Source organism: Mucilaginibacter sp. OAE612 (assembly GCF_041806395.1).
Classification (GTDB): Bacteria; Bacteroidota; Bacteroidia; order Sphingobacteriales; family Sphingobacteriaceae; genus Mucilaginibacter; species Mucilaginibacter rubeus.
Genome location: NZ_JBGMUW010000001.1, coordinates 6,376,302 through 6,398,096, shown reverse-complemented (window position 1 = coordinate 6,398,096; position 21,795 = coordinate 6,376,302). Strand labels below are relative to the sequence as shown.

Here is a 21,795-nt window from a genome sequence, read left to right as displayed (position 1 = left end):
GTGGAATCCCGCAGCAATTATTCCACCACATCATTGCCTTGACGGCTTCCAACGGGCTGTCATGCTGAGCCTGTCGAAGTATGGCGGGCAGGCCTCTGCGCACGAGTCTTCGACAGGCTCAGACTGACAGGCCCTCTTTGTCATTTCACCTTCAGAGGCCCCGGATTTAAATCACTCAGCATGACAGCGCACCATATACAATATTTTACTTCAACACAATCCCCTTTTTCCCGCGCTCCACTTTGATCTTGAACGTTTCGGAGATCACCAGCAGCACCTGATCTAACGACTGATCTTTAAACACCGTGGTGATGGGCAGGTTGGCAATGGCTTTATTGCCGATAACTATGTGAGCCCCGTACACTTCATTTAATGAGCCAACCAACTCATTTAGCGGGGTTTCATCGCAAACCAGTTCGTGGGTTGCATAGTAGTTATATAAACGCCCTTTGATGCTTTCCTTAGCCTGCAGGCCATCCTTACCGGTAACCAATACCTTTTCGCCGGGATTGAGGTTTACGCTTTTTTTCTTTTCGCTTACGTTAACAATGCCCGTTTCAACAATAACCTGTGTTTTGTCATCGCGGCTCTTTACATTGAATGACGTGCCAACCACCCTAACCGTTACACCGTTCACCCTAATTATAAAAGGTTTTGTTTTATCGGGCGTTACTTTAAAAAACGCTTCGCCCAGCATAGTCACCGGGCGAATCTTGCCGGTAAATTTTTCGGGGTAAATAAGCGTGCTATGACTGTTCAGCGTAACTACCGAACCATCGGGCAGGGTTTGCGCGCGGGTTTTAGCTTCGCTCTCTATTTTAATAAAAGCGATGTTTCGGTTATCGTAATAATGGCTGATAGTTAACCAGGCTACAGTACAAATCAACAGTAATGATGCAGCTATACCCACCCACCAGCTGGTTTTCATTTTGCGAACCCGCGCCGGTTGGGTTGTAATTGGGGCAGCACTATTCAGCCTTTTCTGCAGCCGGAGATAAGCCGCATCTTCATCCAAAGTCTTAGTTGAAGCAATTTGCCGGCTCTCATCCCAGATCAGTTTAAAATTATCATATTCCAGCCTGTTAGCAGGCGAAGCGGCAATCCAGTTCTGTATAGCCTCCACCTCGGCGGGCGTAGCTTCGCCAACCAGGTATTTCACCAGCAAATCATCATCTATGGGCATACCGGTATAGCTCATACAAACCAATTAATTAGTAACAATAAAACAATGGGTAAAAACTCGGCCAGTTTTTGGCGCATTACCCGCAGCGCCTTGCCCATCTGGTTTTCGACGGTTTTGATCGATAAACCCATATGATCGGCAATTTGCTGGTATTTCAACTGCTCAAACCTGCTCAGCTGAAAAATGATACGGCATTGCTCGGGCAGTTCGCTCAGGGCTTTTTCAATGTGCTTCTGCAGCTCGGCCGTGAGCAGTTTTTTTGAGGCCAGTTCATCGCTGCCAACCTGTTCCATTTCATCGGCATAATAAACGCCGAAATTGGCGCGTACCTTCTGATGTTTCAAATAATTCAGGCTTTCGTTATGTACAGAGCGGTACAGGTAGGCCTTGATACTGCCCTCGGTTTTTAGCTGATCGCGTTTTTCCCAAATGCGGCAAAATACGTTTTGTACTACCTCTTCGGCCATTTCATCATCCTTTAAAAAAGTGTAGGCATAGGCGTGCAGACTTTTAAAGTGATCTTTAAAAAGCCGCTCAAAAGCTTTCTGGCTTCCTTTTTTAATTAAACCAATGGCCGTGCTATCGCTGTATTCCACTTTTAAGGTGTAGATGTTAGCGCTAAAGATAGCTTGTTTGGCCGTTAAATTCATAGCTCCCAAATGTTAAAAATAAATCAGGCCAGTTGGATCTGGATGGTGTATAACGAATGATGGATATCCACTTTGCTGCACACCCCATTGGTATAGCTGTAAAAATTGTAATTACCATCGGGCAGATCGATGTGGTACACATGCGGGCTCACCTGTTTAACCTGCAAAAACTGCTGAAAGTTATCGGAGTACACCTGCGACTGGTCGGCCGGTTCATGGCAGTACAGCAGCATGAGGTTGGCGGCTATTTGTTTTTGATCAACCGTTTTGCCGCATTTGCCTTCGGCGATGGTTTGGTAGCCTGAGGCAACAGCTTTGGTTTGGCGGTTGCATTTTTCTGAACCATTGACATTTCTGCACACCTGCGAACTCATGAGCTTGCCATTATTAAAAGTGCTCTCCTCCTGGATCTCCACCTTAATGCTAAAAATGAAGCGCATTTTTACTTCGGAGATCATTTTGAGGTACAGCTCATCACCCTGGCGCTTTTGATACAGGTTCATGTGGCCAACCACCTTGCCGCTGTGCAGCACATTGTATTTAACCGTTTGTTCCTGTGCCAGGGCGCCCACAGCGAGGCACAGCAAGGCCACCACCATAGCCGCCCATTTTAGCGGACCGAAGATATTGAAGGTTGGGAAAGTTTTATTTTGGAGGGCAGGCCGGATATATTTTTTAAATAACCAAATTATTAAAGCGGGTATCATGGGTTGTCATATTAAAGTGATTGAATAAAGCTTTTAACGCGTTTACTTTATTACAACACTCTAAACTTTTACCCCTATGCCTTTGCATTATTTTGTTCGATTAGTTAAATTACTACTATGCCTATATGCATTATATAATTTCAAATATATGTAAAAAAACGGGGGTCCCAATTTTTTGATTCCCCACGAAAAAATGAAAAAAGCACACCGCCCGTTTTTGCGAAAATAAGCGTGTCCCATTTTTTGAGTGTGAAAACGCAGAACATCTTTTTTATGAAACACACTGATAATCAAATAATTAATATTTCGACTGAAACAATGGTAAAACATTGATAATCAATTACTAAAACTTTTAGGAGTAAAATATAACCTTAATTGAGGCAGCGCCGGCAGAGGGATTTTTTTCGGTAATTTTTTGATGTTTTTTAACGAAAATGGCTTTAGGTGGTGTCGACTGATTGGGATGCTGACAATATAGTGCCACCATTTGGGCGAGGTTTAAGAGTTATTTTATAATAACCATTTTGCTGAAAATGATTAGCGGCTATGTGATATTTGCAACCGTTTGAAGAATGTACATAAACGAAGCCAAATCCATCCCACTATCGGCTGCCTCATTTGTATACTCCACACTTCCAAATTCATGAAAGGAATGATCAAGTTCATCATCCCAGGTGCCGAAATGAAGGTCGGGCAGTTGCCACTGATCTGCATAAAACCAGTGGTGGGATATGAGTTTCGAGCGGATTAAATCTTCCAATGCAGATAGCTCAATATTTTGCGGGTTATCAAATACAATACTGTTGAAGTTTTTGTAGCTACCGCCATCACGGTAGAGGTAGTAGAACTTGATGTTGGGCATCCGGCAAGGTATACCGAATGTGGGTGTTTGTCAATCGGAGATAAGTGAACTTTTACAGACTTGCGAAGATCTCGTTATGCAATTTTAAAAACTCCGCTTTGGGATAAAACTTCTTGGGTTCAAGGAGCGGCTTGCCATCTATATCGATAAAGTTTTGTTTGATAGCCGGTGTGTTTTTTTGAGTATAAAACTTGGGAGAAACTTTGATCCTAAAATCTTCTGTAACGGTTATCATGTGCCTATCAAAAGCTTTATCATGCAGCGCGTTTAAGGCGAAACCATTTTGCGGGTTAAGGCGATTGCCCTCGTCTTTACTCCACGGTGCTATGTGACTTGCGACCAACAAGCTTGGAATGGCGATGCCGGTAATACAACATTGGTTATTATAATTGGAAAGTACCGCTCCCCTGAAAATAGATTGATTTAAACGCACCTTAACCGACCGTGTAACTTCCCGCCCTTCACTTTCCTTGTATTCATCAAGGTTAATGGCATATAACTTCTCTACAGTTGTATGCTTCTTTTGGGCCAGCAATACTTCACCTTCCATATATTTTTCATCCCAGCGGTGCATGTACTCGTCCCAAACCTCCTTGTCCAGCTTACTGGCATTACTCATGCCTTTAATACTCCGCTGTTTTAAAACAGGATCTAAACTTGCGAAGTTCACCAACTTTAAAGCCACCGAGCCCGGCGTTCTGCCTATTAAACCGGCAAGTTCTATAATTAAAGGATTGCCTTGATGAATTTGGCCAAATAGCAATTTGGTGTACAGGTTGATGGCTAATGTTAGCTCATCTTTTGTCCAGAGTGTTTGGCCTTGTTTCATGGTTAAAAATTATTCGAGAAGAATTGACTTAAGATATTGGTTTCGTAATAATCTTTCTCTTTTATTATTAACAGCTTCTTTTGCCGCCAATTTATAGTCAGCCGGCGTATTATTTTCGAAATTATCCAGTTTTTCTTTCAGTGATTTTTCATCGAGTTTTTCAACAACATCGATGTTTTTTGCAAATAAGCTAATTAAAGAAAAAGCGTTGGCCTTATTTAGCCAATAAGATTTTTTCTTCAGTTTAAGCTTTAGTATTTTATTTGCTGCTCGTTCGAGACATTCTAAAGCAAGGTTTTTCTTTTCATAAGATTCGGAATATTCATTTAAATACCTTGTGACAAACTCGTTTCTGTTATAAAAATCACCAGTAAAGGTAGCAAGTATATTTAACGTAAACATCAAATGCACTTGTCTCGTCAATTCATAAGGAGTGAAAATCCCCTCGTTTAGAATTAACTCATTATAGTGTTTAACTTTTACACTTTTAGACCATTCAATGAATGAATTCGGTATTGTTGGGTCAAATTGAAGCGGAATATCAATGTCATCATCTTCATCGTCCTTATTAAACTTTATCTCGTTTGTGAGCAGTTTCGCAAGCAACATGAATTCAGAAGGAGCATATTCAGTAGATAACTTTTCAATTGCCGATAATGAGTAAAAAGTTCTGTTTAATCTCTGAAATATTTCTATTATTTCGGGTGCATCATTGTTAATGTCTAAATCAATAATTGGAACTTGGTATTTAAGAAAAGCTTCCTTTATATTTGGATCCAACTCACCAAAGGTCTTGCCTTCAACTTTAAATTCCCCTTTCACATATTCGATAATTGCATTCATTCTTTGTTGACCGTCAACAATACATGAAGTTGTGGACATTGTATTTAAATCAATGCTTCCTTTGGCGATAAAAATTTGGGGGAAAGGATACCCTAATAAAATTGTTTTTATAAAATCAATCTTATGAATTTGTCGCCATACTAAATTACGTTGAAAGTAAGGTGACATTATAAGTCTCCTGCTTTTAATTTCGTTTACAACGTCTATAAGCTCTTTAGACCTTACTTGATATTTTATCATATTTTTCTGTATTTCTTAAATATAGTTCAATGCTTTCAGCTTGTTTAAATTCAAAAAAGTATTCTGAAGCATAAATACAACCGGTTATGTTTTTGAACAAATCAAAATGCTCGTTCGACAGTGAATTGAAAAAATCGATGAGCCAATACTTATAATCGCAATCCGGCATAAAGACTGGATTAATATATCCTCTCATAAAGTTAAATTTAAACTGGTTCATTGAGGAGCGGCCTCTGTATAGAGGAAAGGCAGAAAAATCACTGTAACCTTTTGACACATCGTTAACAACTTCTGAAAATCTGTTGAATAATGGAAGGCTAATGATAGCAATGTCTAAATCCGAGTCTCCTGGAACAAATAACTTCTCTTTAAAAAAACTTATTCCAGTTTTACTTGATCCTGAAACTGCAATGCTTGAAAATGGAACGTCGAATTCTGCAGCAATTTTATCTTTAATATAAAACTCCTTGTCTCCATTATCTTTAAAAATCTCCGTATAATGAGATAAATATAGCTTTCTTGCTATAGCATTTATGTGATCTTTATTTCTTATGCTGGATTTAATTCCATCAATAGCACGCATAATTGAGGTTGGCGGTTATTTCGCCAATATAACAATAAGTATTATCAGTTAATTCTAATATCAAAAAAATGTGTTGGGACTATAGGCACAATAGAATTATGTGTTTTGCATTATCTCTTAAGATAAATTAGTTAATATTATTGTATTCTATATAATATTCAACCACGGCCACATCCGCCTCCGCCCAATCCAAAGCTAATAATTCATCTTTATGCAGCCACTTAAAATCAAGATGCTCTTTTAACACAATTTGCCCCGAAGTAATCCTACAAACAAAGGGAATTAGCTGTATGGTAACGTTAGGATATGGGTGTGTGTTGGCCGGCAAAGAGGCTACTATTTCCACATCCACATGAAGCTCTTCCTTAATCTCGCGGATGAGGCAGGCGCCGGCGGTTTCGCCGGGTTCAATTTTACCGCCGGGGAACTCCCATTTTAACGGTAGACTCATGGTGGCGCTTCGCTGGGCAGCGAAGACAAGTCCGTCGGCATTAACAATAATAGCGCATGTTACTTTGATCACGTTTCTAAGATAAGAGTTTGGGGAAAGAAACAAGACGACAATGTGAAGAAGCAAGACAGTAGAAGGAAAGAAGCAAGACGGTAAGAGTCAAGAAGTAAGATAAGAACCATGACATATTGTTATCAAGCCCTAAACAAAAACGCGCCGGTCCGACAAAAAAGCGGGCCTGGGAGTATAGCCTTGCGGGTGGAAGCATTTTTTTGTCTTGATGTTTGGTTAATTGCATCTAAGGTAAAGTAAAGTACTCCGTCCGGCCAACATAGCCGTTAACTTAACGAAAAACTCTTCAAAAGCAGGGAATGTGCGACTCCCCTCTTGAGAGGGGTGGAGGGGTGTGTTATTCTACGTGCAGCTTATCGCTTGTATAACACACCCCTGCTCCCGCTCTTTCCCACTACGCCCCCTCTCAAGAGGGGATTTTAAAGCGCATGTGCTAAATTAATCTCTTAGGTTAATGGCCCTCGCCCAGCCAGGAGGTCGACGATGTTTGTTAGTTACAACAAGGTTTAAACATAATGATGTATACCAATTTACCACGTCCTTTTCCACCCCACAAAACCAGAACTAAAATATGGAGCTTAGGATGTATGCCCCAAAACACTAAATTATATTCCCCGTTTATACCATATATTTTATTTACCATGGTATAACTTTGGTATCAAATGAATACATCGAAATATGAAAGCAATAATTTTAAAAGACTTTGGCGGGGTTGAAAACCTGGTGCCTGCCGAAATACCTGTACCAACCATAGCTGCCGATGAAGTACTGGTGAAACTGAAAGCCATCAGCATAAACCCCGTGGATGTTAAAACCCGCTCGGGGAAAGGCGTTGCCGGGCTTATTAAGGACGAGTCGCCGATTATATTGGGCTGGGACATTTCGGGCGAGATCACCGAAGTGGGCGCGGATGTTACCGGCTTTAAACCCGGCGACGAGGTTTTCGCCATGATCGCTTTCCCTCAAAGCGGAAAAGCCTATGCCGAATATGTTAAGGCTAAAGCCGATGAACTTGCACTGAAACCTGCCGGCGTCAGTCATGAGGAGGCAGCGGCGGCTACACTTGCCGCGCTTACTGCCTGGCAGGCTTTCCACACCAATGCACCTGTTAAACCCGGCGACCGGGTACTGATCCACGCCGCATCAGGCGGGGTTGGTCATTATGCCGTGCAGATAGCCAAACATTTGGGCGCCTATGTTATCGCCACTTCTTCGGCTGCCAACCGCGATTTTGTGTTGGGCCTGGGTGCCGATGAGCATATCGACTATAAGGCACAGCCCTTTGAAACCGCTACCGGCGATATCGATTTTGTGCTTGACACCATTGGCGGCGAATACATTGACCGCTCGCTGCAGGTGATGAAAAAAGGCGGCACTATTATAAGCATCGTCTCCGGCATGAACGAAACTGTTACGCCCAAAGCCAATGCACTGGGCATTAATGGCCACAACACCCGGGTAAAACCCAATGCCGAAAACATGAGCACCATTGCCGGTTTGCTGCAAAAAGGGATTATTAAATCGCACGTATCCAAAGTATTTCCGTTTGAGCAAATGGCTGAGGCGCATTTGCAGCTGGAAAGAGGGAGGACGGTTGGTAAGGTGGTGCTGACGTTTTAAATAAAAATATGTCATTGCGAGCGATAGCGTGGCAACCGCTTGCTGTACAGAGCCGGGCGTCAAGTCCGCTATTGCTCTTTTAAAAAACCGTAGTTGTATTTAACTAACATCGGCCCGCTCAATCGCCGCGGGTTGGCTGTTACGTTTTTCGCTGTTGTTTGTTTTTTTAAGGTGCTCAAGAGGGCTTCGCCGTCTGTCTTGACACAAAAGCAACCAAAAAGTCAAGTCGGCAGGAAGGCTTCTTTGCCGCACAGCCTTCGCCCGCTTGCCTTTCCTGCCTTTACCCTGCAAACCGGGCAGAACCACGGGCTGCAATTATTTTGCCCTGCTTCGCCCGCTCATGGCCTTCGCTTCTGCAAAAACTTGCTATGCCCCTGCAGCCGCACAAGGCCACCATTGTTCTGCCCGCTTTCGCCCGAAGCTTACCTGCTGACGGGAGGGGGAAAAGAAGCAGGACTGTTAGAATCAAGAGACAAGAAATTAAGGACGCCATCATGCACAACATCATGTCATTGCGAGCGCAGCGCGGCAACCGCACGGAAGCATGGCCGCTCTGTATAGTATGCGATTGCCTCGTCGCGCCTGGACTCATTCCCCTGCTGCTCCTCGCAATGACATATTGTTATCAAGCCCAAAACAAAAGTGCGTCGGCCCGACAAAAAAGCGGGCCTGGGAGTATGGCCTGCGGGGAGAAGCATTTTTTTGTCTTGATTTCTTGGTTACTTTTTCATCAAGGAAAAAGTAACTGGCCCCCGCCCGGCCAAGAGGGCGACGATGTAAGTTATAAACCACTAAAGCCCTTTCCTAACCTCAACGCCCTCCCACCAATGAACTACTGAACAAATGAACCAATCAATCCAGGTCCCCATTGCCAAAAGTATCTCCCTGGTTAATATCCCCGGTGTCGAAACCTTTTTTAAACCAGTACATCCGTTGGGCGCTGGTGCCATGGGTAAAACTATCGGGCTCTACATGGCCCTGTGCTTGTTTTTGTAATCGGTCGTCACCTATGGCGTTGGCCGCGTTCAGGGCTTCTTCAATGTCACCTTTATCAAGCACGTTTTTCATGGTTTTTTCGTAATGTGCCCAAACGCCGGCATAAAAGTCGGCCTGCAGCTCCAGTTTTACAGAAAGCTTGTTGTATGCGCGTTCGCTCAATCGCGACCGTGCCTGATCCATTTTTTGGGAGATCCCCAACAGGTTTTGCACATGATGGCCAACCTCATGCGCTATCACATAGGCCTGCGCAAAATCGCCGGCGGCACCGAAACGGTTCTTCAACTCATCGTAAAAGGAAAGATCAATATATACCCGCGAATCGCCGGGGCAATAAAACGGGCCGCTTGCCGAACTCGCCATACCGCAAGCCGATTTAGTATAATCCCTAAATAAAGTCAATCTCGGTTTTTCATAGGTTTTACCCATATCATTAAACAGCTTCGTCCAGATATCTTCGGTATCGGCCAAAACCACGCGCACAAATTTCTTGCCCTCATCTTCGGGGCCGTTATTAACGGTTTGCTCCTGCCGGGCCGGCTGATTGGTTGCTACCTGGTTAAACAACGCCGAAGGATCGACCCCGGTAAAAAAATAAATAGCGGCCGCTATAATACCAAGTACGCCACCGCCAATGGCTAATCTGCCGCCGCCACCACCACCGCGTTCATCATCTACGTTATCGCTTTCGCGTCTGCCAAACCATTGCATATGCCCCCCGGCCCCCTAAAGGGGGAGCCCCTAAGCACAATAATAAAAAAAGGCCTCGTTTGTTTGAACGAGACCTAAAGTTTTTTCAACCCCCTTGAGGGTACGAGCCGATTATTTTACAATCTCAAATACGGCCTGGATCTGGAAACTTAGTTTGATGTTTTTGAAACTGATATCCGAATCGCCAACATTGCTATCTGCCGAAGCTTTGAATGTCATCATATTGGCGGCATACATGCGCGGCTGCGGGAAGCTGCTGTTATCGCTTTCGGTAATATTGATAGCGCCGCCCAGCTTTTCACCAAGGGCAGCCAACAGGTAAGTTGCTTTATCGCGTGCGGCCAACAGGGCTTTGATTTTAAGGTCGCGCTTTAAATCGGCCATTTTTGAATAGTCGTAGCTTTCAATATTGGTTGATTGGATACCCTTAGGATCAATTTTCGACATGATCTGGTTAAACTTGTTCAGGTCGCGCACACGCAGGCCGTATTGTTTGCTGGCCAAAAAGTCGGGTGCTTTTTTCTTTTGATAGGTATTGTTCCAGGCTGATACATTGTTCACCGTAAAATCTGACGATGGAATGCCGGCATCTTTAACGGCTTTTTCCAGCTGGTCTTCCAGATCGTTAATGGCAATGTGCTTTTTGCCATCCATGTATTCCTGTAGTGATATGGTTATGTTTATAATATCAGGAGTAACCTCCTGCTCGGCAATGCCGGTAACTTCAATTTTACGCCTAAGGTCAACGTTTTGGGCAAATGCGCCAATGGTAGTTGCTAATAGTGCGGCAAGGATAAATAGCTTTTTCATGTGTATTTTATTTGATGTTATGACTAAGGTAACGTATGTTTAGTTTAATGTGTAACAGTAAGGCTACAATTAATTGCTAAGCCACTGGTATGCTTGTAAATAAACCGGCGGGTGGTTTTGTTTGAGGGGTGAAGTTAATTCCCTCCCTGGGGGGCACGTTGAAATGCGCGGTTGCAGGGAAGGGTTTCTTCGCTTTGCGTTAATAAAAACAGTTTAAAGAAATCCCTTCCTACACCTTCCCCTGGGAAGGAATCAAGCAGCCCCCACTTTTGATATATCGCCCCTCCCTTCAAACCCTTTACCTTTTTAATAGTTATACTACAACGCACTAATTTATTTGGTTATGAGATCGATATGGAAAGGTTCGATAGGTTTTGGGTTGGTGAGCATCCCCGTTAAATTATATTCGGCAGTACAAACCAGTTCGCTTGATTTTGATATGCTGGATAGCCGTGATCATGCACGCATCCGTTTTCAGCGGGTAAACGAAAATACCCACAAGGAAGTCCCTTACGATAAAATTGTAAAAGGCTATAAGCTTGATGAAGATTACGTGATCATGGACGAACAGGACTTTGAAGATGCAGCGCCCGAAAAAAGCAAGGTAATTGAAATTGAAAGTTTTGTGGACATTGCCGACGTAAACCCCATGTTTTACGAAACATCATACTACACCGAGCCCGACACCAAAAACAACAAAGCCTATGCCCTGCTTATCCAGGCACTTACGCAATCAAAAAAAGCAGGGCTGGCCCGTTTTGTGCTGCGCAGTACCGAAAGCCTTTGCATCGTTCACCCGCTTAAAAATGTACTGGTGGTAACCCGCATCCGTTTTGGACAGGAAATTCGTGGTACGGAAGATCTTAACCTGCCCGATAAAATTGAGGTAAGTAAAAAGGAACTGGATATGGGCCTCACCCTGATCAACCAGTACGCCGAAGATTTTGATGTGTCCAAATTTAAAGACGAGTATAATGATGAGCTGCTCAGGATCATCGAGGCCAAATCAAAAGGTAAACGCGCCAAAGTTAAAAAGCTTAAACCCCGTAAAACAGGTAGTGACGATTTGTACGACCAACTGATGGCCAGTTTAAAAAGCAAGAAAGGGGCTTAATGAAACCGGAAGTATGGAGTTGAAAGTTTTAAGTCTGTAATTGAATTATTCCTCAAAAAGAGTCAACATGTGTTGTTTTCAGAACTCATAATTGTACTTGTTTCAAAATTTATTCTTTTAGAGATAAAACACCATACTTACTCTCCAATAAATTATCCTAATAATTAATTTTATTTTTAAAAGAATAAATTTTGGCTTTGTGTTTGTAGTGTTTATTTCACAAAAACATTAAAACATCTATCATGGCAACTACTAAAGTAAAAACACCCGAACAAACTAATGATGTGCAGGAATCGGCACTGAATGAATTATTTATTGATGAATTAAAAGACATTTACTGGGCCGAAAAACATCTTACAAAAGCACTGCCTAAAATGGCTAAAGCGGCAACATCCGATGAATTACGCTCGGCTATCGAAAGCCACCTGGCCGAAACCGAGCGGCAGGTGATTCGTTTGGAAGATGCATTTGCTTCCATTGGCCAAAAAGCCGTGGCTGTAAAATGTGAAGCGATGGCTGGCCTCATCAAAGAAGGTGAAGAAATTATATCAGAAACCGAAAAAGGCAGTATTACCCGTGATGCCGGTATTATTTCGGCGGCTCAAAAAATTGAGCACTACGAAATAGCGTCATACGGCACCCTCCGCACGCTGGCCGGCGTACTGGGCTATGACCACGCAGCCGAATTACTTGATTCAACCCTGCAGGAAGAAAAAACCTGCGATAGCCTGCTCACTCAAATTGCCGAAGCCGGTATCAACCAGGCATCAAAAGCCGAAAAAGCTTAACGTTTATTAGTTTTTTAAGAGCGGTCGTGGGGGAATTATTCCTCGCGGCCGTTTTTTATTTGAGCGTGTTGTCGCTAATCGATGAACGTAGCGCACAAGATTTCTCCTCGTTATTCGTCGAGATGACATTTCACGTTATATTAAGCAGCACCAACCGTTAATTACATATTAATTAAAGCATTTCCACAAACAATAAGCGGCAAACACGGTTTACCAACAAAAAACCGACGCCCTATGAAACAATTCCTCCTGGCACTATTCGCCTTTTTATTTTGCTTTTACGATAATGTTTTTGCCCAGGATAAATTAGATGGCGTTTATGCCGGATGCGAGTTTTCGCCAAGTCCGATATTTGGAGGGGGCATGAACAGAACTGACGTTGCTATATTATTCAGACCTGATGGTACTTTCAATTCTTCGCTTAACAGTGCCGACTGGCAAACCAGCGTAAGCGGGCATTACACCATAATTAGAGGGGAAGTAACACTTAAATATACTAAAAGCTCATCTGTTTATGGCATAACCAAATATGGAAGCCTTTCCAATTATGCACATGAACTGTTTAAACTTCAGGGGAACATTATACCTCCGGGCTATTACTCGTTCATCAGCGCTATGGGCGGTGGCGGCGCGGCCTATGGTACAACTTATGTAGGCGCTTTAAGCACACAGGGATTGAATTTCGACGGCAAGGGGCATTTTAGCAATTCGCGCTATTCGGGCTCGGTTGTGGCCGGCGAAAATGTTGGCGGTGGCAGCTCAAGCAGCCGGGACGGCAGCGGAACCTACAAAATAAACAAGGGGGTACTTACGCTTACCTATACCGATGGCCATACCGAGCTACACAGCTTTTTTTGTGATATGGGCGGTAAAACCCGTATGGCTGTAGTTGATGGGCGCGTATTTTTTGTAGACAATGATGACAATACCACCGCTAACAATACAAAATCATCAACCGCGGCTAAAAAAACTCCCGAAAACTCCGCCGCAAATACAAGCAATGCCGCCGTGCCAAATGGAAAAACCTTGCTTTTAAAAGCCAATACCGCCCATGGAGGCGATAAACTGAATGCATTGAAAACCGCCCGGTTAACAGGTTCCGTTTCGGGGTTAAAAGTTGTTGAGCTGATTGATATTCCCAACAGCAAGGTACGCGTTGAAATATGGAAAAACGGCAAACCTGTGTCGGTGCAACAAACCGAAGGCAGTAACGGATGGCAATGGAGCAGCGGCAACAAATCCGATCTTCCGGCCAATAACGTTGCCGAGATAAAAACCGCTTTATACACCGGGGTTATTGGGTTACGCAGATCATCGCTTGATCAAATGCAGGTCATTAATACACAAAAAATCCCCGATAATGATATGTATACGGTTCAATGCAGGTTAAATGGCAACGAATACGTGTTTGCTATAAATAATCAAAACCAACTAATGGCTTACGGCTATAAGGTAGGCGACAAAACCCTGTTCGCTATGCTATCAGATCTTCGGCCGGTACAGGGTATTACCATTCCGTACCGTGAGGCCACAACAAGCGGCCAGCAAAAGCTCAATATTCAATACGAGAGCATGGATGTGAACCCGGTTTTAGACGGGCAAAGCTGGGCGGTACCTGCCGGAAACTAAATTCTATTTCAGGTAGATAATTTATTAGGCTTCAGGTACAGGTAATCATTCTTAAAATCGAGGATCATATTGAACCGTTTTAAAAGACCGTTCCCCAAATAGTTGATTTCAAAACCCATCGGGTTTTTATTGCTCAGCATAATGGCCGGCACATTACTAACAGGGAATCCATTGAGCCTGAATAGTGGTGTTTCTACAATCTTCATTTCATATTTTACCCCGCGCGGATCGCTGATGGTGGATGACTTGATGAGTTTAAGATCCCTGGGGAAATTATTTTTAACAGCCCATTCACTATCCAGGATCAATGACTGTTCGGATCCGGTATCCATAGAAAAATTGCCGGTATATTTTTTGCCGCCTATTTCAAACGTACCGGTAACATATGGGAACGAATGGATAAAACCAATCTTCGAGCGTTCATAACCGTTTAAGTTTTTAGGCATTTTATTACGGATGATGATACGGTTGTTATCATAATCAACCTCTACCTGTTTACCCTCAAACAGGTTCCAGCCAAAACGGCCATCCATTCCAGTCGAGGTTATGTTTGTGGGCAACATTTCCAGGTTATGCCAAACTGATGTGCCGATTTGCAGCTTCAAGGCTTTGCTCATTTCATTAAAATTCGGCTTTGCTTTACCGGCCAAAACATCAGCCTGGTTAGGCAGCAGTTTCGTTTTATTTAATATGGCATCCCTTGTTAAATGAAAGTCAAATGAGCTTAGATCAAAGTGAAGAGATAAAGTGTCGGTATCATTCATCACTGCCTTTACCGCAATGGCATTATAGGCTGTAAGTTTAAAGGGGATGGTGTCGCTTTTGTTGGGATTGATTTGCTGTTCATCCGCCGGCGGTATAGCGCTTGCTATTTGCGTATAACATGAATCCTTACCGTTAAGCAGGACAACGAAGTTATACCTTGTGCCGGGCTTAACCTTTACCCTTATCGAATCGATATCGGTATAAAATGTAACCCATTTAGTTTCCCGGGTCCTATCGGCAGTATAAATGTCCGGTCGTGTTTTTGGCGAAAGCGACCATGCATTTTTATCCAAAAATCCGCCATCATTGATGGCTACTTTTTTAGAAGTGGCTTTGATTACCGGCAGTTTCGACTGGCCAAACACAAGCCCGGCAGGCAGCAGGCAGATAAGCAGCAGAAAATATTTCATCGTTTTTATGAGGTAAGGTGCCTAAAGATACACCGGGAATAAATCTCTACAAAACACAACGTTAAATGAGCTGTATCTCCCCCTAAAAAACACAAAATCTAAAACTTTTCAGTGGTCACAGTTATTATACTAATATCTATGAAAATCATTAATTAAAACAAAGTATTATGAACTCACTCCTGTATATCATTGCAGTCATTCTTATAATAGGATGGGCAATCGGCGTATTTTTTACAACGGTAGGCGGCCTGATCCACATTTTGCTGGTGATAGCTATTATCGCGCTTCTGTTAGGCGTAATCAGGCGGTCAACAGCTATATAATGCTGCTGAAAATATAAAACTAACAGGCTATCTCCAAAGAGATGAGCTATCTGAACCTTGATTCGATTGATTTGCGGATTACCTGATAAAATCAGAAAGTCTTTAAATCAAACGGATCAAGGTTTTTTGTATACTTGTTTAAATCATCAGGGAGAAATTCTTAATCAGGGGAGAATCAAGGTTTGAAAAATATATACATTTTATTATTTATGGCAGTTGTAGCCACCATCAGCGCATGCTCGCCTAAAGTACAACCGTTCGCTGCCACTAATAAAGTATACCACACCCAAACTGATTCATTGGTTGAAGTGATAAGCCGCGAGCAGCCTGCCACGCTGGTTGACAGCGCGGGAGGCGCCATCCCTTCGGAGTGGGTTGGCACCGTGAATTTCAACCTGCGCAAGCCCAACTATGTCATTATACATTACACTGCCCAGGATTCGATTAAACAAACCCTCAATACTTTTACCCTGGTAAAGCCACAGGTAAGCGCCCACTATGTAGTAAGTAAAGACGGCAAGGCTTACCACATGCTTAATGATTACCTGCGGGCCTGGCATGCCGGCATCAGCAAATGGGGCAGTATTACCGATATGAACAGCTGCTCCATCGGCATCGAAATTGACAATAATGGGCATGAGCCTTTTAATGAGGTACAGGTAAAAAGCCTGCTGGCTTTATTGGCCCAATTAAAGAAAACCTACAACATTCCGCAGGCCAATTTTATAGGGCACCAGGATATAGCGCCACTGCGCAAACCCGATCCGGGGCCATTATTTCCGTGGAAATTGTTAGCACAAAAAGGTTTTGGGTTTTGGAGAGAAGAGTTGCTGGAGCTTCCGCCGGATAATTTCGATTATGCTACCGCGCTTAAGCTGATCGGTTATGATATCAGTAACCTCCCGGTAGCCATTGTTGCCTTTAAGCGGCACTTTGTACAAACGGATGAAACACCTGTTATGACCCAGCTGGATTTGAATATTCTTTATAATGTTTACAGGAAGTATTAGCCCGCAGGCTCTAAGGAGGAAGTGGAAATTGCTTTAGAAGCAACCTAACTTTTATCACATAAAATGAAAAAAATCACACCGCAGTTTATTGTGGAATTTATTGCAACTAATAATATTCCTTTTATTCCAACGCAATCCAGATTATCTATACCCATAATCTCAAGAATGTGTAGCAAGATGGAACATCATGTAAAATTTGGCGAGATAAAAATATGCGGCAAATTGATTATAGATGGGCATCACAGATACTTAAGTTCTTTGATCATGAATTTTGAGCTGGGACAAGTGGCGACTAACTTAACGTCGGCAACCAAAGAAACCCCATGGAACCAAATTGAGTTTGATGAAAATGATTGGGATTCTGCTGCAGGAATTGAACACCTAAATAGATTAGACGCGGAGTACAATAAATTAGAATTGGAATTTTTAAGACGAATAACATCTAATGACGAATAAGTAGTAATTTTGTATTATGTTGATTTTATTAGATATAGATGGAGTATTAGTCCCAGCAAACTCGTGGAAGAAACCTGAGTTTATGCCCGACGGCTTTCCCGTATTTAATTCAAGGGCGGTAAAGGCGCTTCAACATATTATAGCGGAAACTAATGCCTCTGTAATATTAACTACTTCACATAAATCGAAGTATAAAGTCGCCGAATGGAAAGATCTATTAAAGACGAGAGGGATTAGCCCTAAAAAGGTTCACCGACTGACGACAAATAGTTTAAAAAAGACACGTACTGAAGAAATATTGGAATGGTATAAAAAGAAACATCAACCGAGTCAAGAGTTTGTGATTATCGACGATGATAAAATGCTAAATGGATTACCTGAAAATATAAAACATAACCTTGTTTTAACCAGCCCATCGGTAGGGCTCACGGAAGATCTTGCAGAAGATGCCATTTCTATTTTAAGGAACAGGAATTTTACTTTTTCTTAATTAAACAATAATATAAAGCCTCGGCGCAATGCACCAGGGCTTTATTATGATCTTTTTTAACATGTCATGGGTGAAAGCTATCGCCTACGGTTCCACATTTTTATTTATTTTTAGGATCTGGCTCAACATCACCATGCAAATAGCACCACATCCTTTGCTTTCGGGTATCGTTAAGCACTATTTAATTATAGCGCATGATCAGCGTGTTCCCATGAATTATCGTCTGTTTTCTGACGGTAACCCAGGGATTGTATTTCATTTTAAAGCCCCCTTACTCCAATATAACCAGCAACATACGGTTACAAGCAAGCAACCCGGCAGTTTTGTTTACGGGCAAATAACCCGCTATAATGATATTATTTCGGCAGGTGAACTGGCTATGCTGATTGTGGTTTTGCAGCCTAATGCTTTGTTGTCTTTACTTGGTGTAGCCGCAAATGAACTAAATGACAATACCGTATCATTAAAAGACCTCTTCGGGCGGGATGCCCTTGATTTGGAAGACCGCATTGCAAACACCATTAACCTCCCTGCTGCGGCTGCAATTGCCGAACAATTTTTGTTGAACAAAATGGCTTCGAAAAGAAAACGTGCAGACATTACAGATCGGGCCATAAACATCATTCACGCAAACAAGGGTATTATTAACGTTAAAAATTTACTTGATGTGATACCCGTAACCGAACGGCAACTTGAGCGCAAGTTCGAGGAAGAGGTAGGTATTTCGCCTAAAAAGTATATTGACGCCGTTAAGTTTCAAACCTATCTTAAACAACTTCAAAAGCTATCTTCAATAAAAGAGCTAAGCTCATTGAGTTATGCCTGCGGATATTACGATCAGGCGCATCTCAATAATTTTTTCCGGCGGCATACTGGTGTTACTCCCCTGCAATACAAAGCCAATCACAATCTGCTGGCTATAAACTTTATGCCTCTTATTTAAATCGCATTTGTCGGTTTTTTACAATGCTTTTCGGTATGGCTCTGGTAGCTTTGAAAAAAAGTTGATCAGCGTATGGAAAACCTAATAATCGCCACTGCCCAGTTCGAAAACAGAAGCGGTGATAAAGCCTATAATTTATCAATTATTAAGCAAATGGCTGCCGATGCCGCCGCACAAGGTGCCAAAGCAATCGCTTTTCATGAATGCTCCATAACAGGCTATACCTTTGCCCGGAAACTTGATAAAGCACAAATGCTTGAGCTGGCCGAAGAAATCCCCGGCGGAGCGAGCATCGCTACATTAACAGAGTACGCCCGGCGATATGACATCGCTATACTGGCCGGTCTGTTTGAAAAGGACAAAGAGGACAACCTGTTTAAAGCTTATGTATGCGTTGATAAAACCGGACTCATTGCCAAACATCGCAAACTGCATCCATTTATTAATCCACATCTTTTACCCGGCACAGCGTATACCGTATTTGATTTATATGGATGGAAATGCGGCATACTGATTTGTTATGATAATAATATAATTGAAAATGTACGGGCAACTACCCTGCTTGGCGCACAGATTATTTTTATGCCGCACGTCACTATGTGCACACCATCAACCCGACCAGGCGCCGGCTTTGTTGACCCGAAATTATGGAAAGACAAAAGAACAAACGAGCAGGTACTTAGGCAAGAGTTCGACAGTCTTAAAGGCCGGCAATGGTTAATGAAATGGTTACCCGCCCGGGCTTATGATAATGCTATCTATACTGTATTTTCCAACCCTATAGGCATGGACGATGATCAGCTAAAAAATGGCTGTTCCATGATCATTGACCCGTACGGTGATATTATGGCCGAATGCAGATCATTAGACAATGAATTAGTTTTGGCCGAACTAACTCCTGACAAGCTAACCAAAGCCGGTGGCTATCGTTACATCCAGGCCAGGAAGCCCGAACTATATAGGGATATCATCGGAGCCGAACACGAAAGCTTTCAAAAAGTGGTTTGGCTTTGATATTGGCGGGGTGGTAGCCATATTATTAAAAACGTCATTGCGAGGTACGAAGCAATCCCAAACTATGCAGGGACGACCTGCTTATCTGGGATTGCTTCGTACCTCGCAATGACGCGTGTATTATTGGCGAATTAAGAAAATTTAATCAATCCACTCAAACTTAGTATAAGGCACAAGTACTTCCGGTACTTTAATTCCTTTTTCGGTTTGGTTGTTCTCTAACAAAGTAGCGACAATCCGCGGCAGGGCCAGCGCGCTGCCATTTAGCGTATGTGCAAATTCATTTTTGCCTTTTTCATTTTTATATCGAAGTTTTAATCTGTGGCTTTGAAATGTTTCAAAATTTGAAACAGAAGACACTTCCAACCATTTCTTTTGGGCCGCACTCCAAGTTTCAAAATCATGAGTTAATGCAGAAGCAAAACTCATGTCTCCACCGCATAATCGCAATATACGAAATGGTAATTCTAATTTCTCTAACAGGTTTTGCACATGAAGACACATTTTTTCATGTGCAATGTAGGATAGTTCTGGCTTTACGATTTGCACAATTTCAACTTTATCAAACTGATGTAGTCTATTTAAACCCCTTACATCAGAGCCATATGATCCAGCCTCTCGTCGAAAACAGGGAGTATATCCACAGGCCTTTATTGGCAACTGCTCGTTTTTTAAGAAAACGTCTCGATACATGTTGGTAATGGGAACTTCTGCCGTCGGAATAAGATATAACTCATCATTACCCACATAGTACATTTGGCCTTCTTTATCTGGTAGCTGCCCAGTGCCAAAACCGGATTCCGTGTTCACCATCAGAGGCAACATAAATTCTTTGTATCCTTCATTTTCTGCTTCGTCAAGAAAAAAGGCTATTAATGCTCTTTGAAGCTTGGCCCCTTTCCCTTTGTAAACGGGGAAGCCGGCACCTGTTATTTTAACACCTAATTCAAAATCTATTAAATTATACTTTGAGGCTAATTCCCAGTGTGGCTTTGCATTAACTGGCAAGATAGGATATAATTCATGTTTAAAAATTTCTTGATTATCATCTGCTGATTTACCAGTCGGCACAGAAATATGCGGTAAATTTGGAAGTAGTACCACTTTTGCATCAAGTTCTGTTTGCAACCTATCGAGACGAATATCAAAATCCTTTTCATCATTTTTTAAAAAAGTGTTATCAATGAGTAACTCATTCGGAGGCTCAATTCCTGCTTTTTTAAATTCCCCAATACGTTTAGCCAGTTCATTCAATCTGCCTCGGGTCTGTTGTAATTTTGAATCTACCTCTTTATATTCTAAATCCAGTTCAATTATTTCATCAACCAGTTGGGGCTGTTTAAAATTTTTTACAGCCAAACGTTCCAAAACCTGTTCCCGGTTATCACGGATATAACTAACTTGCAGCATTATTTTATTTTTTAGGCAAAGATATTTTTTAAGTAGCAGTTTTAAGTGGCAGCGGCAGTTTTTTTTAAAACATGACCAGATAACTGCAACTGCCTGCTGCAACTGCCACTAAAAACTCATGAACAATCCCATAGGCAAACTATATTTAGTCCCCACTCCGATAGGTAATCTGGAGGATATGACCTTCAGGGCTATCCGCGTGTTAAAGGAGGTGGACCTGATACTGGCCGAGGACACCCGTACCTCCGCCCCGATGTTGAAACACTTTGACATCCATCAAAAAGTATTTGCGCATCATCAGCATAATGAGCATCAATCAAGCAACGAGATCATTAAGTTTTTGCTGCAGGGGAAAAATATCGCGCTCATTTCGGATGCCGGTACACCGGCTATTTCCGATCCGGGTTTTTTCCTGGTACGCGAAGCTTTGAAGTTTAATATCGCTGTGGAATGTCTGCCAGGTGCTACCGCCTTTGTGCCGGCCCTGGTAAATTCGGGCTTTCCTACCGATAAGTTTTGTTTCGAGGGATTTTTGCCATTAAAAAAAGGCCGTCAAACCCGGTACAAGTTTTTGGCCGAAGAAGAGCGGACCATCATACTATATGAGTCGCCTCATCGTTTGTTAAAAACACTGGATGAAATGGCCACGTATTTTGGGGCCGACAGGCAGATCTCGATATCTCGTGAACTCACCAAAATGTTTGAAGAAACCGTACGGGGTACTGTTATCGAAGTAAAACAGTACTTTGAAACGCACCCTATGAAAGGCGAGTTTGTGATGTGCGTGGCCGGCGCAGCGGCTAAACCGGCAAAAGGGAAATATGAAAGGGATGAGGAAGAAGAGTAAAACTTCAACGCGCCCGAATGTCATTGCGAGGCACGAAGC

General features: G+C 42.6%; 23 protein-coding genes. 11 read left to right on the top strand and 12 right to left on the bottom strand.

From position 1 onward, the window contains the following. Positions 1-205: 205 nt before the first annotated feature. From ABID99_RS26820 to ABID99_RS26785, 8 genes are all read right to left on the bottom strand, one after another. A complete protein-coding gene (locus ABID99_RS26820) occupies positions 206-1,198 on the bottom strand; it encodes a FecR domain-containing protein (RefSeq protein WP_373615672.1) in 993 nt (330 codons plus the stop codon). After that, on the bottom strand, positions 1,195-1,833 hold the full coding sequence (locus tag ABID99_RS26815; RefSeq protein WP_373615671.1) for an RNA polymerase sigma-70 factor: 639 nt from the start codon (positions 1,831-1,833) through the stop codon (positions 1,195-1,197). The genes ABID99_RS26820 and ABID99_RS26815 overlap by 4 nt, the downstream gene beginning before the upstream one ends. 23 nt (positions 1,834-1,856) lie before the next feature. Beyond that, positions 1,857-2,540: a DUF6134 family protein gene (locus ABID99_RS26810; protein WP_373615670.1), complete on the bottom strand. Its 684-nt coding sequence runs from the start codon at positions 2,538-2,540 to the stop codon at positions 1,857-1,859. 544 nt (positions 2,541-3,084) lie between these two features. Then, complete coding sequence (locus tag ABID99_RS26805; RefSeq protein WP_373615669.1) at positions 3,085-3,402, bottom strand: hypothetical protein; 318 nt, start codon at positions 3,400-3,402, stop codon at positions 3,085-3,087. A 52-nt stretch (positions 3,403-3,454) separates the two neighbouring features. Further along, entirely contained in the window at positions 3,455-4,231 is a 777-nt protein-coding gene (locus ABID99_RS26800) for an HNH endonuclease (RefSeq protein WP_373615668.1), read from the bottom strand. Positions 4,232-4,240: 9 nt separating this feature from the next. After that, positions 4,241-5,314 carry a DUF262 domain-containing protein gene (locus ABID99_RS26795; RefSeq protein ID WP_091173207.1) on the bottom strand — a complete coding sequence of 358 codons (1,074 nt, stop codon included), beginning with the start codon at positions 5,312-5,314 and terminating at the stop codon, positions 4,241-4,243. Next, positions 5,289-5,897 carry a hypothetical protein gene (locus ABID99_RS26790; protein WP_091173203.1) on the bottom strand — a complete coding sequence of 203 codons (609 nt, stop codon included), beginning with the start codon at positions 5,895-5,897 and terminating at the stop codon, positions 5,289-5,291. Before ABID99_RS26790 ends, ABID99_RS26795 begins: the two co-directional genes overlap by 26 nt. A 127-nt stretch (positions 5,898-6,024) precedes the next feature. After that, positions 6,025-6,420, bottom strand: a complete 396-nt coding sequence (locus ABID99_RS26785; RefSeq protein WP_373615667.1) for a (deoxy)nucleoside triphosphate pyrophosphohydrolase — start codon at positions 6,418-6,420, stop codon at positions 6,025-6,027. Positions 6,421-7,098: 678 nt separating this feature from the next. On the opposite strand from ABID99_RS26785, the gene ABID99_RS26780 reads away from it, so the two are divergent. Next, positions 7,099-8,040 (top strand): NADP-dependent oxidoreductase, encoded by a 942-nt coding sequence (locus tag ABID99_RS26780; protein ID WP_373615666.1) that lies wholly within the window; start codon positions 7,099-7,101, stop codon positions 8,038-8,040. Positions 8,041-8,892: 852 nt separating this feature from the next. On the opposite strand, the gene ABID99_RS26775 is transcribed toward ABID99_RS26780, so the two are convergent. Together ABID99_RS26775 and ABID99_RS26770 are read right to left on the bottom strand one after the other, a co-directional pair. Continuing rightward, on the bottom strand, positions 8,893-9,747 hold the full coding sequence (locus ABID99_RS26775) for a neutral zinc metallopeptidase (protein WP_354485350.1): 855 nt from the start codon (positions 9,745-9,747) through the stop codon (positions 8,893-8,895). 111 nt (positions 9,748-9,858) lie between these two features. After that, positions 9,859-10,557: an SIMPL domain-containing protein gene (locus tag ABID99_RS26770; protein ID WP_373615664.1), complete on the bottom strand. Its 699-nt coding sequence runs from the start codon at positions 10,555-10,557 to the stop codon at positions 9,859-9,861. Positions 10,558-10,900: 343 nt separating this feature from the next. On the opposite strand from ABID99_RS26770, the gene ABID99_RS26765 reads away from it, so the two are divergent. From ABID99_RS26765 to ABID99_RS26755, 3 genes are all read left to right on the top strand, one after another. Next, complete coding sequence (locus ABID99_RS26765; protein WP_373615663.1) at positions 10,901-11,671, top strand: Ku protein; 771 nt, start codon at positions 10,901-10,903, stop codon at positions 11,669-11,671. A gap of 242 nt (positions 11,672-11,913) precedes the next feature. Beyond that, complete coding sequence (locus ABID99_RS26760; RefSeq protein WP_091173178.1) at positions 11,914-12,459, top strand: ferritin-like domain-containing protein; 546 nt, start codon at positions 11,914-11,916, stop codon at positions 12,457-12,459. A gap of 234 nt (positions 12,460-12,693) precedes the next feature. After that, a complete protein-coding gene (locus tag ABID99_RS26755) occupies positions 12,694-14,088 on the top strand; it encodes a hypothetical protein (RefSeq protein ID WP_373615662.1) in 1,395 nt (464 codons plus the stop codon). An 8-nt stretch (positions 14,089-14,096) separates the two neighbouring features. Here ABID99_RS26755 and ABID99_RS26750 read toward each other — a convergent pair whose 3' ends face one another. Further along, positions 14,097-15,263, bottom strand: a complete 1,167-nt coding sequence (locus tag ABID99_RS26750) for a hypothetical protein (RefSeq protein WP_373615661.1) — start codon at positions 15,261-15,263, stop codon at positions 14,097-14,099. 167 nt (positions 15,264-15,430) lie between these two features. Between ABID99_RS26750 and ABID99_RS26745 the strand changes: the two genes are divergently transcribed. The 6 genes from ABID99_RS26745 to ABID99_RS26720 all read left to right on the top strand — a co-directional run bounded on the left by ABID99_RS26745 (position 15,431) and on the right by ABID99_RS26720 (position 19,499). Next, positions 15,431-15,586 (top strand): lmo0937 family membrane protein, encoded by a 156-nt coding sequence (locus ABID99_RS26745; protein WP_139160049.1) that lies wholly within the window; start codon positions 15,431-15,433, stop codon positions 15,584-15,586. A gap of 209 nt (positions 15,587-15,795) precedes the next feature. Then, positions 15,796-16,596, top strand: coding sequence for an N-acetylmuramoyl-L-alanine amidase (locus ABID99_RS26740; RefSeq protein ID WP_373615660.1), 801 nt, complete (start codon positions 15,796-15,798; stop codon positions 16,594-16,596). Positions 16,597-16,659: 63 nt separating this feature from the next. Next, complete coding sequence (locus ABID99_RS26735; RefSeq protein ID WP_090533501.1) at positions 16,660-17,052, top strand: hypothetical protein; 393 nt, start codon at positions 16,660-16,662, stop codon at positions 17,050-17,052. A gap of 16 nt (positions 17,053-17,068) precedes the next feature. After that, on the top strand, positions 17,069-17,542 hold the full coding sequence (locus ABID99_RS26730; protein ID WP_373615659.1) for an HAD domain-containing protein: 474 nt from the start codon (positions 17,069-17,071) through the stop codon (positions 17,540-17,542). Between the two features lie 61 nt (positions 17,543-17,603). Then, complete coding sequence (locus ABID99_RS26725) at positions 17,604-18,485, top strand: DUF6597 domain-containing transcriptional factor (protein WP_373615658.1); 882 nt, start codon at positions 17,604-17,606, stop codon at positions 18,483-18,485. Between the two features lie 72 nt (positions 18,486-18,557). Next, positions 18,558-19,499: a nitrilase-related carbon-nitrogen hydrolase gene (locus ABID99_RS26720; protein ID WP_373615657.1), complete on the top strand. Its 942-nt coding sequence runs from the start codon at positions 18,558-18,560 to the stop codon at positions 19,497-19,499. Positions 19,500-19,640: 141 nt separating this feature from the next. Here ABID99_RS26720 and serS read toward each other — a convergent pair whose 3' ends face one another. Continuing rightward, a complete protein-coding gene (gene serS / locus ABID99_RS26715) occupies positions 19,641-20,909 on the bottom strand; it encodes a serine--tRNA ligase (RefSeq protein ID WP_373615656.1) in 1,269 nt (422 codons plus the stop codon). A 118-nt stretch (positions 20,910-21,027) separates the two neighbouring features. On the opposite strand from serS, the gene rsmI reads away from it, so the two are divergent. Further along, positions 21,028-21,756 (top strand): 16S rRNA (cytidine(1402)-2'-O)-methyltransferase, encoded by a 729-nt coding sequence (gene rsmI / locus ABID99_RS26710; RefSeq protein WP_373615655.1) that lies wholly within the window; start codon positions 21,028-21,030, stop codon positions 21,754-21,756. Positions 21,757-21,795: the final 39 nt, after the last annotated feature.

What these genes read in the sequence shown, in the direction of transcription:
- ABID99_RS26820 (WP_373615672.1), bottom strand. Translation starts at nt 1,198, where the DNA reads ATGAGCTATACCGGTATGCCCATAGATGATGATTTGCTGGTGAAATAC.
- ABID99_RS26815 (WP_373615671.1), bottom strand. Translation starts at nt 1,833, where the DNA reads ATGAATTTAACGGCCAAACAAGCTATCTTTAGCGCTAACATCTACACC.
- ABID99_RS26810 (WP_373615670.1), bottom strand. Translation starts at nt 2,540, where the DNA reads ATGATACCCGCTTTAATAATTTGGTTATTTAAAAAATATATCCGGCCT.
- ABID99_RS26805 (WP_373615669.1), bottom strand. Translation starts at nt 3,402, where the DNA reads ATGCCCAACATCAAGTTCTACTACCTCTACCGTGATGGCGGTAGCTAC.
- ABID99_RS26800 (WP_373615668.1), bottom strand. Translation starts at nt 4,231, where the DNA reads ATGAAACAAGGCCAAACACTCTGGACAAAAGATGAGCTAACATTAGCC.
- ABID99_RS26795 (WP_091173207.1), bottom strand. Translation starts at nt 5,314, where the DNA reads ATGATAAAATATCAAGTAAGGTCTAAAGAGCTTATAGACGTTGTAAAC.
- ABID99_RS26790 (WP_091173203.1), bottom strand. Translation starts at nt 5,897, where the DNA reads ATGCGTGCTATTGATGGAATTAAATCCAGCATAAGAAATAAAGATCAC.
- ABID99_RS26780 (WP_373615666.1), top strand. Translation starts at nt 7,099, where the DNA reads ATGAAAGCAATAATTTTAAAAGACTTTGGCGGGGTTGAAAACCTGGTG.
- ABID99_RS26775 (WP_354485350.1), bottom strand. Translation starts at nt 9,747, where the DNA reads ATGCAATGGTTTGGCAGACGCGAAAGCGATAACGTAGATGATGAACGC.
- ABID99_RS26770 (WP_373615664.1), bottom strand. Translation starts at nt 10,557, where the DNA reads ATGAAAAAGCTATTTATCCTTGCCGCACTATTAGCAACTACCATTGGC.
- ABID99_RS26765 (WP_373615663.1), top strand. Translation starts at nt 10,901, where the DNA reads ATGAGATCGATATGGAAAGGTTCGATAGGTTTTGGGTTGGTGAGCATC.
- ABID99_RS26760 (WP_091173178.1), top strand. Translation starts at nt 11,914, where the DNA reads ATGGCAACTACTAAAGTAAAAACACCCGAACAAACTAATGATGTGCAG.
- ABID99_RS26755 (WP_373615662.1), top strand. Translation starts at nt 12,694, where the DNA reads ATGAAACAATTCCTCCTGGCACTATTCGCCTTTTTATTTTGCTTTTAC.
- ABID99_RS26750 (WP_373615661.1), bottom strand. Translation starts at nt 15,263, where the DNA reads ATGAAATATTTTCTGCTGCTTATCTGCCTGCTGCCTGCCGGGCTTGTG.
- ABID99_RS26745 (WP_139160049.1), top strand. Translation starts at nt 15,431, where the DNA reads ATGAACTCACTCCTGTATATCATTGCAGTCATTCTTATAATAGGATGG.
- ABID99_RS26740 (WP_373615660.1), top strand. Translation starts at nt 15,796, where the DNA reads ATGGCAGTTGTAGCCACCATCAGCGCATGCTCGCCTAAAGTACAACCG.
- ABID99_RS26735 (WP_090533501.1), top strand. Translation starts at nt 16,660, where the DNA reads ATGAAAAAAATCACACCGCAGTTTATTGTGGAATTTATTGCAACTAAT.
- ABID99_RS26730 (WP_373615659.1), top strand. Translation starts at nt 17,069, where the DNA reads ATGTTGATTTTATTAGATATAGATGGAGTATTAGTCCCAGCAAACTCG.
- ABID99_RS26725 (WP_373615658.1), top strand. Translation starts at nt 17,604, where the DNA reads ATGTCATGGGTGAAAGCTATCGCCTACGGTTCCACATTTTTATTTATT.
- ABID99_RS26720 (WP_373615657.1), top strand. Translation starts at nt 18,558, where the DNA reads ATGGAAAACCTAATAATCGCCACTGCCCAGTTCGAAAACAGAAGCGGT.
- serS (WP_373615656.1), bottom strand. Translation starts at nt 20,909, where the DNA reads ATGCTGCAAGTTAGTTATATCCGTGATAACCGGGAACAGGTTTTGGAA.
- rsmI (WP_373615655.1), top strand. Translation starts at nt 21,028, where the DNA reads ATGAACAATCCCATAGGCAAACTATATTTAGTCCCCACTCCGATAGGT.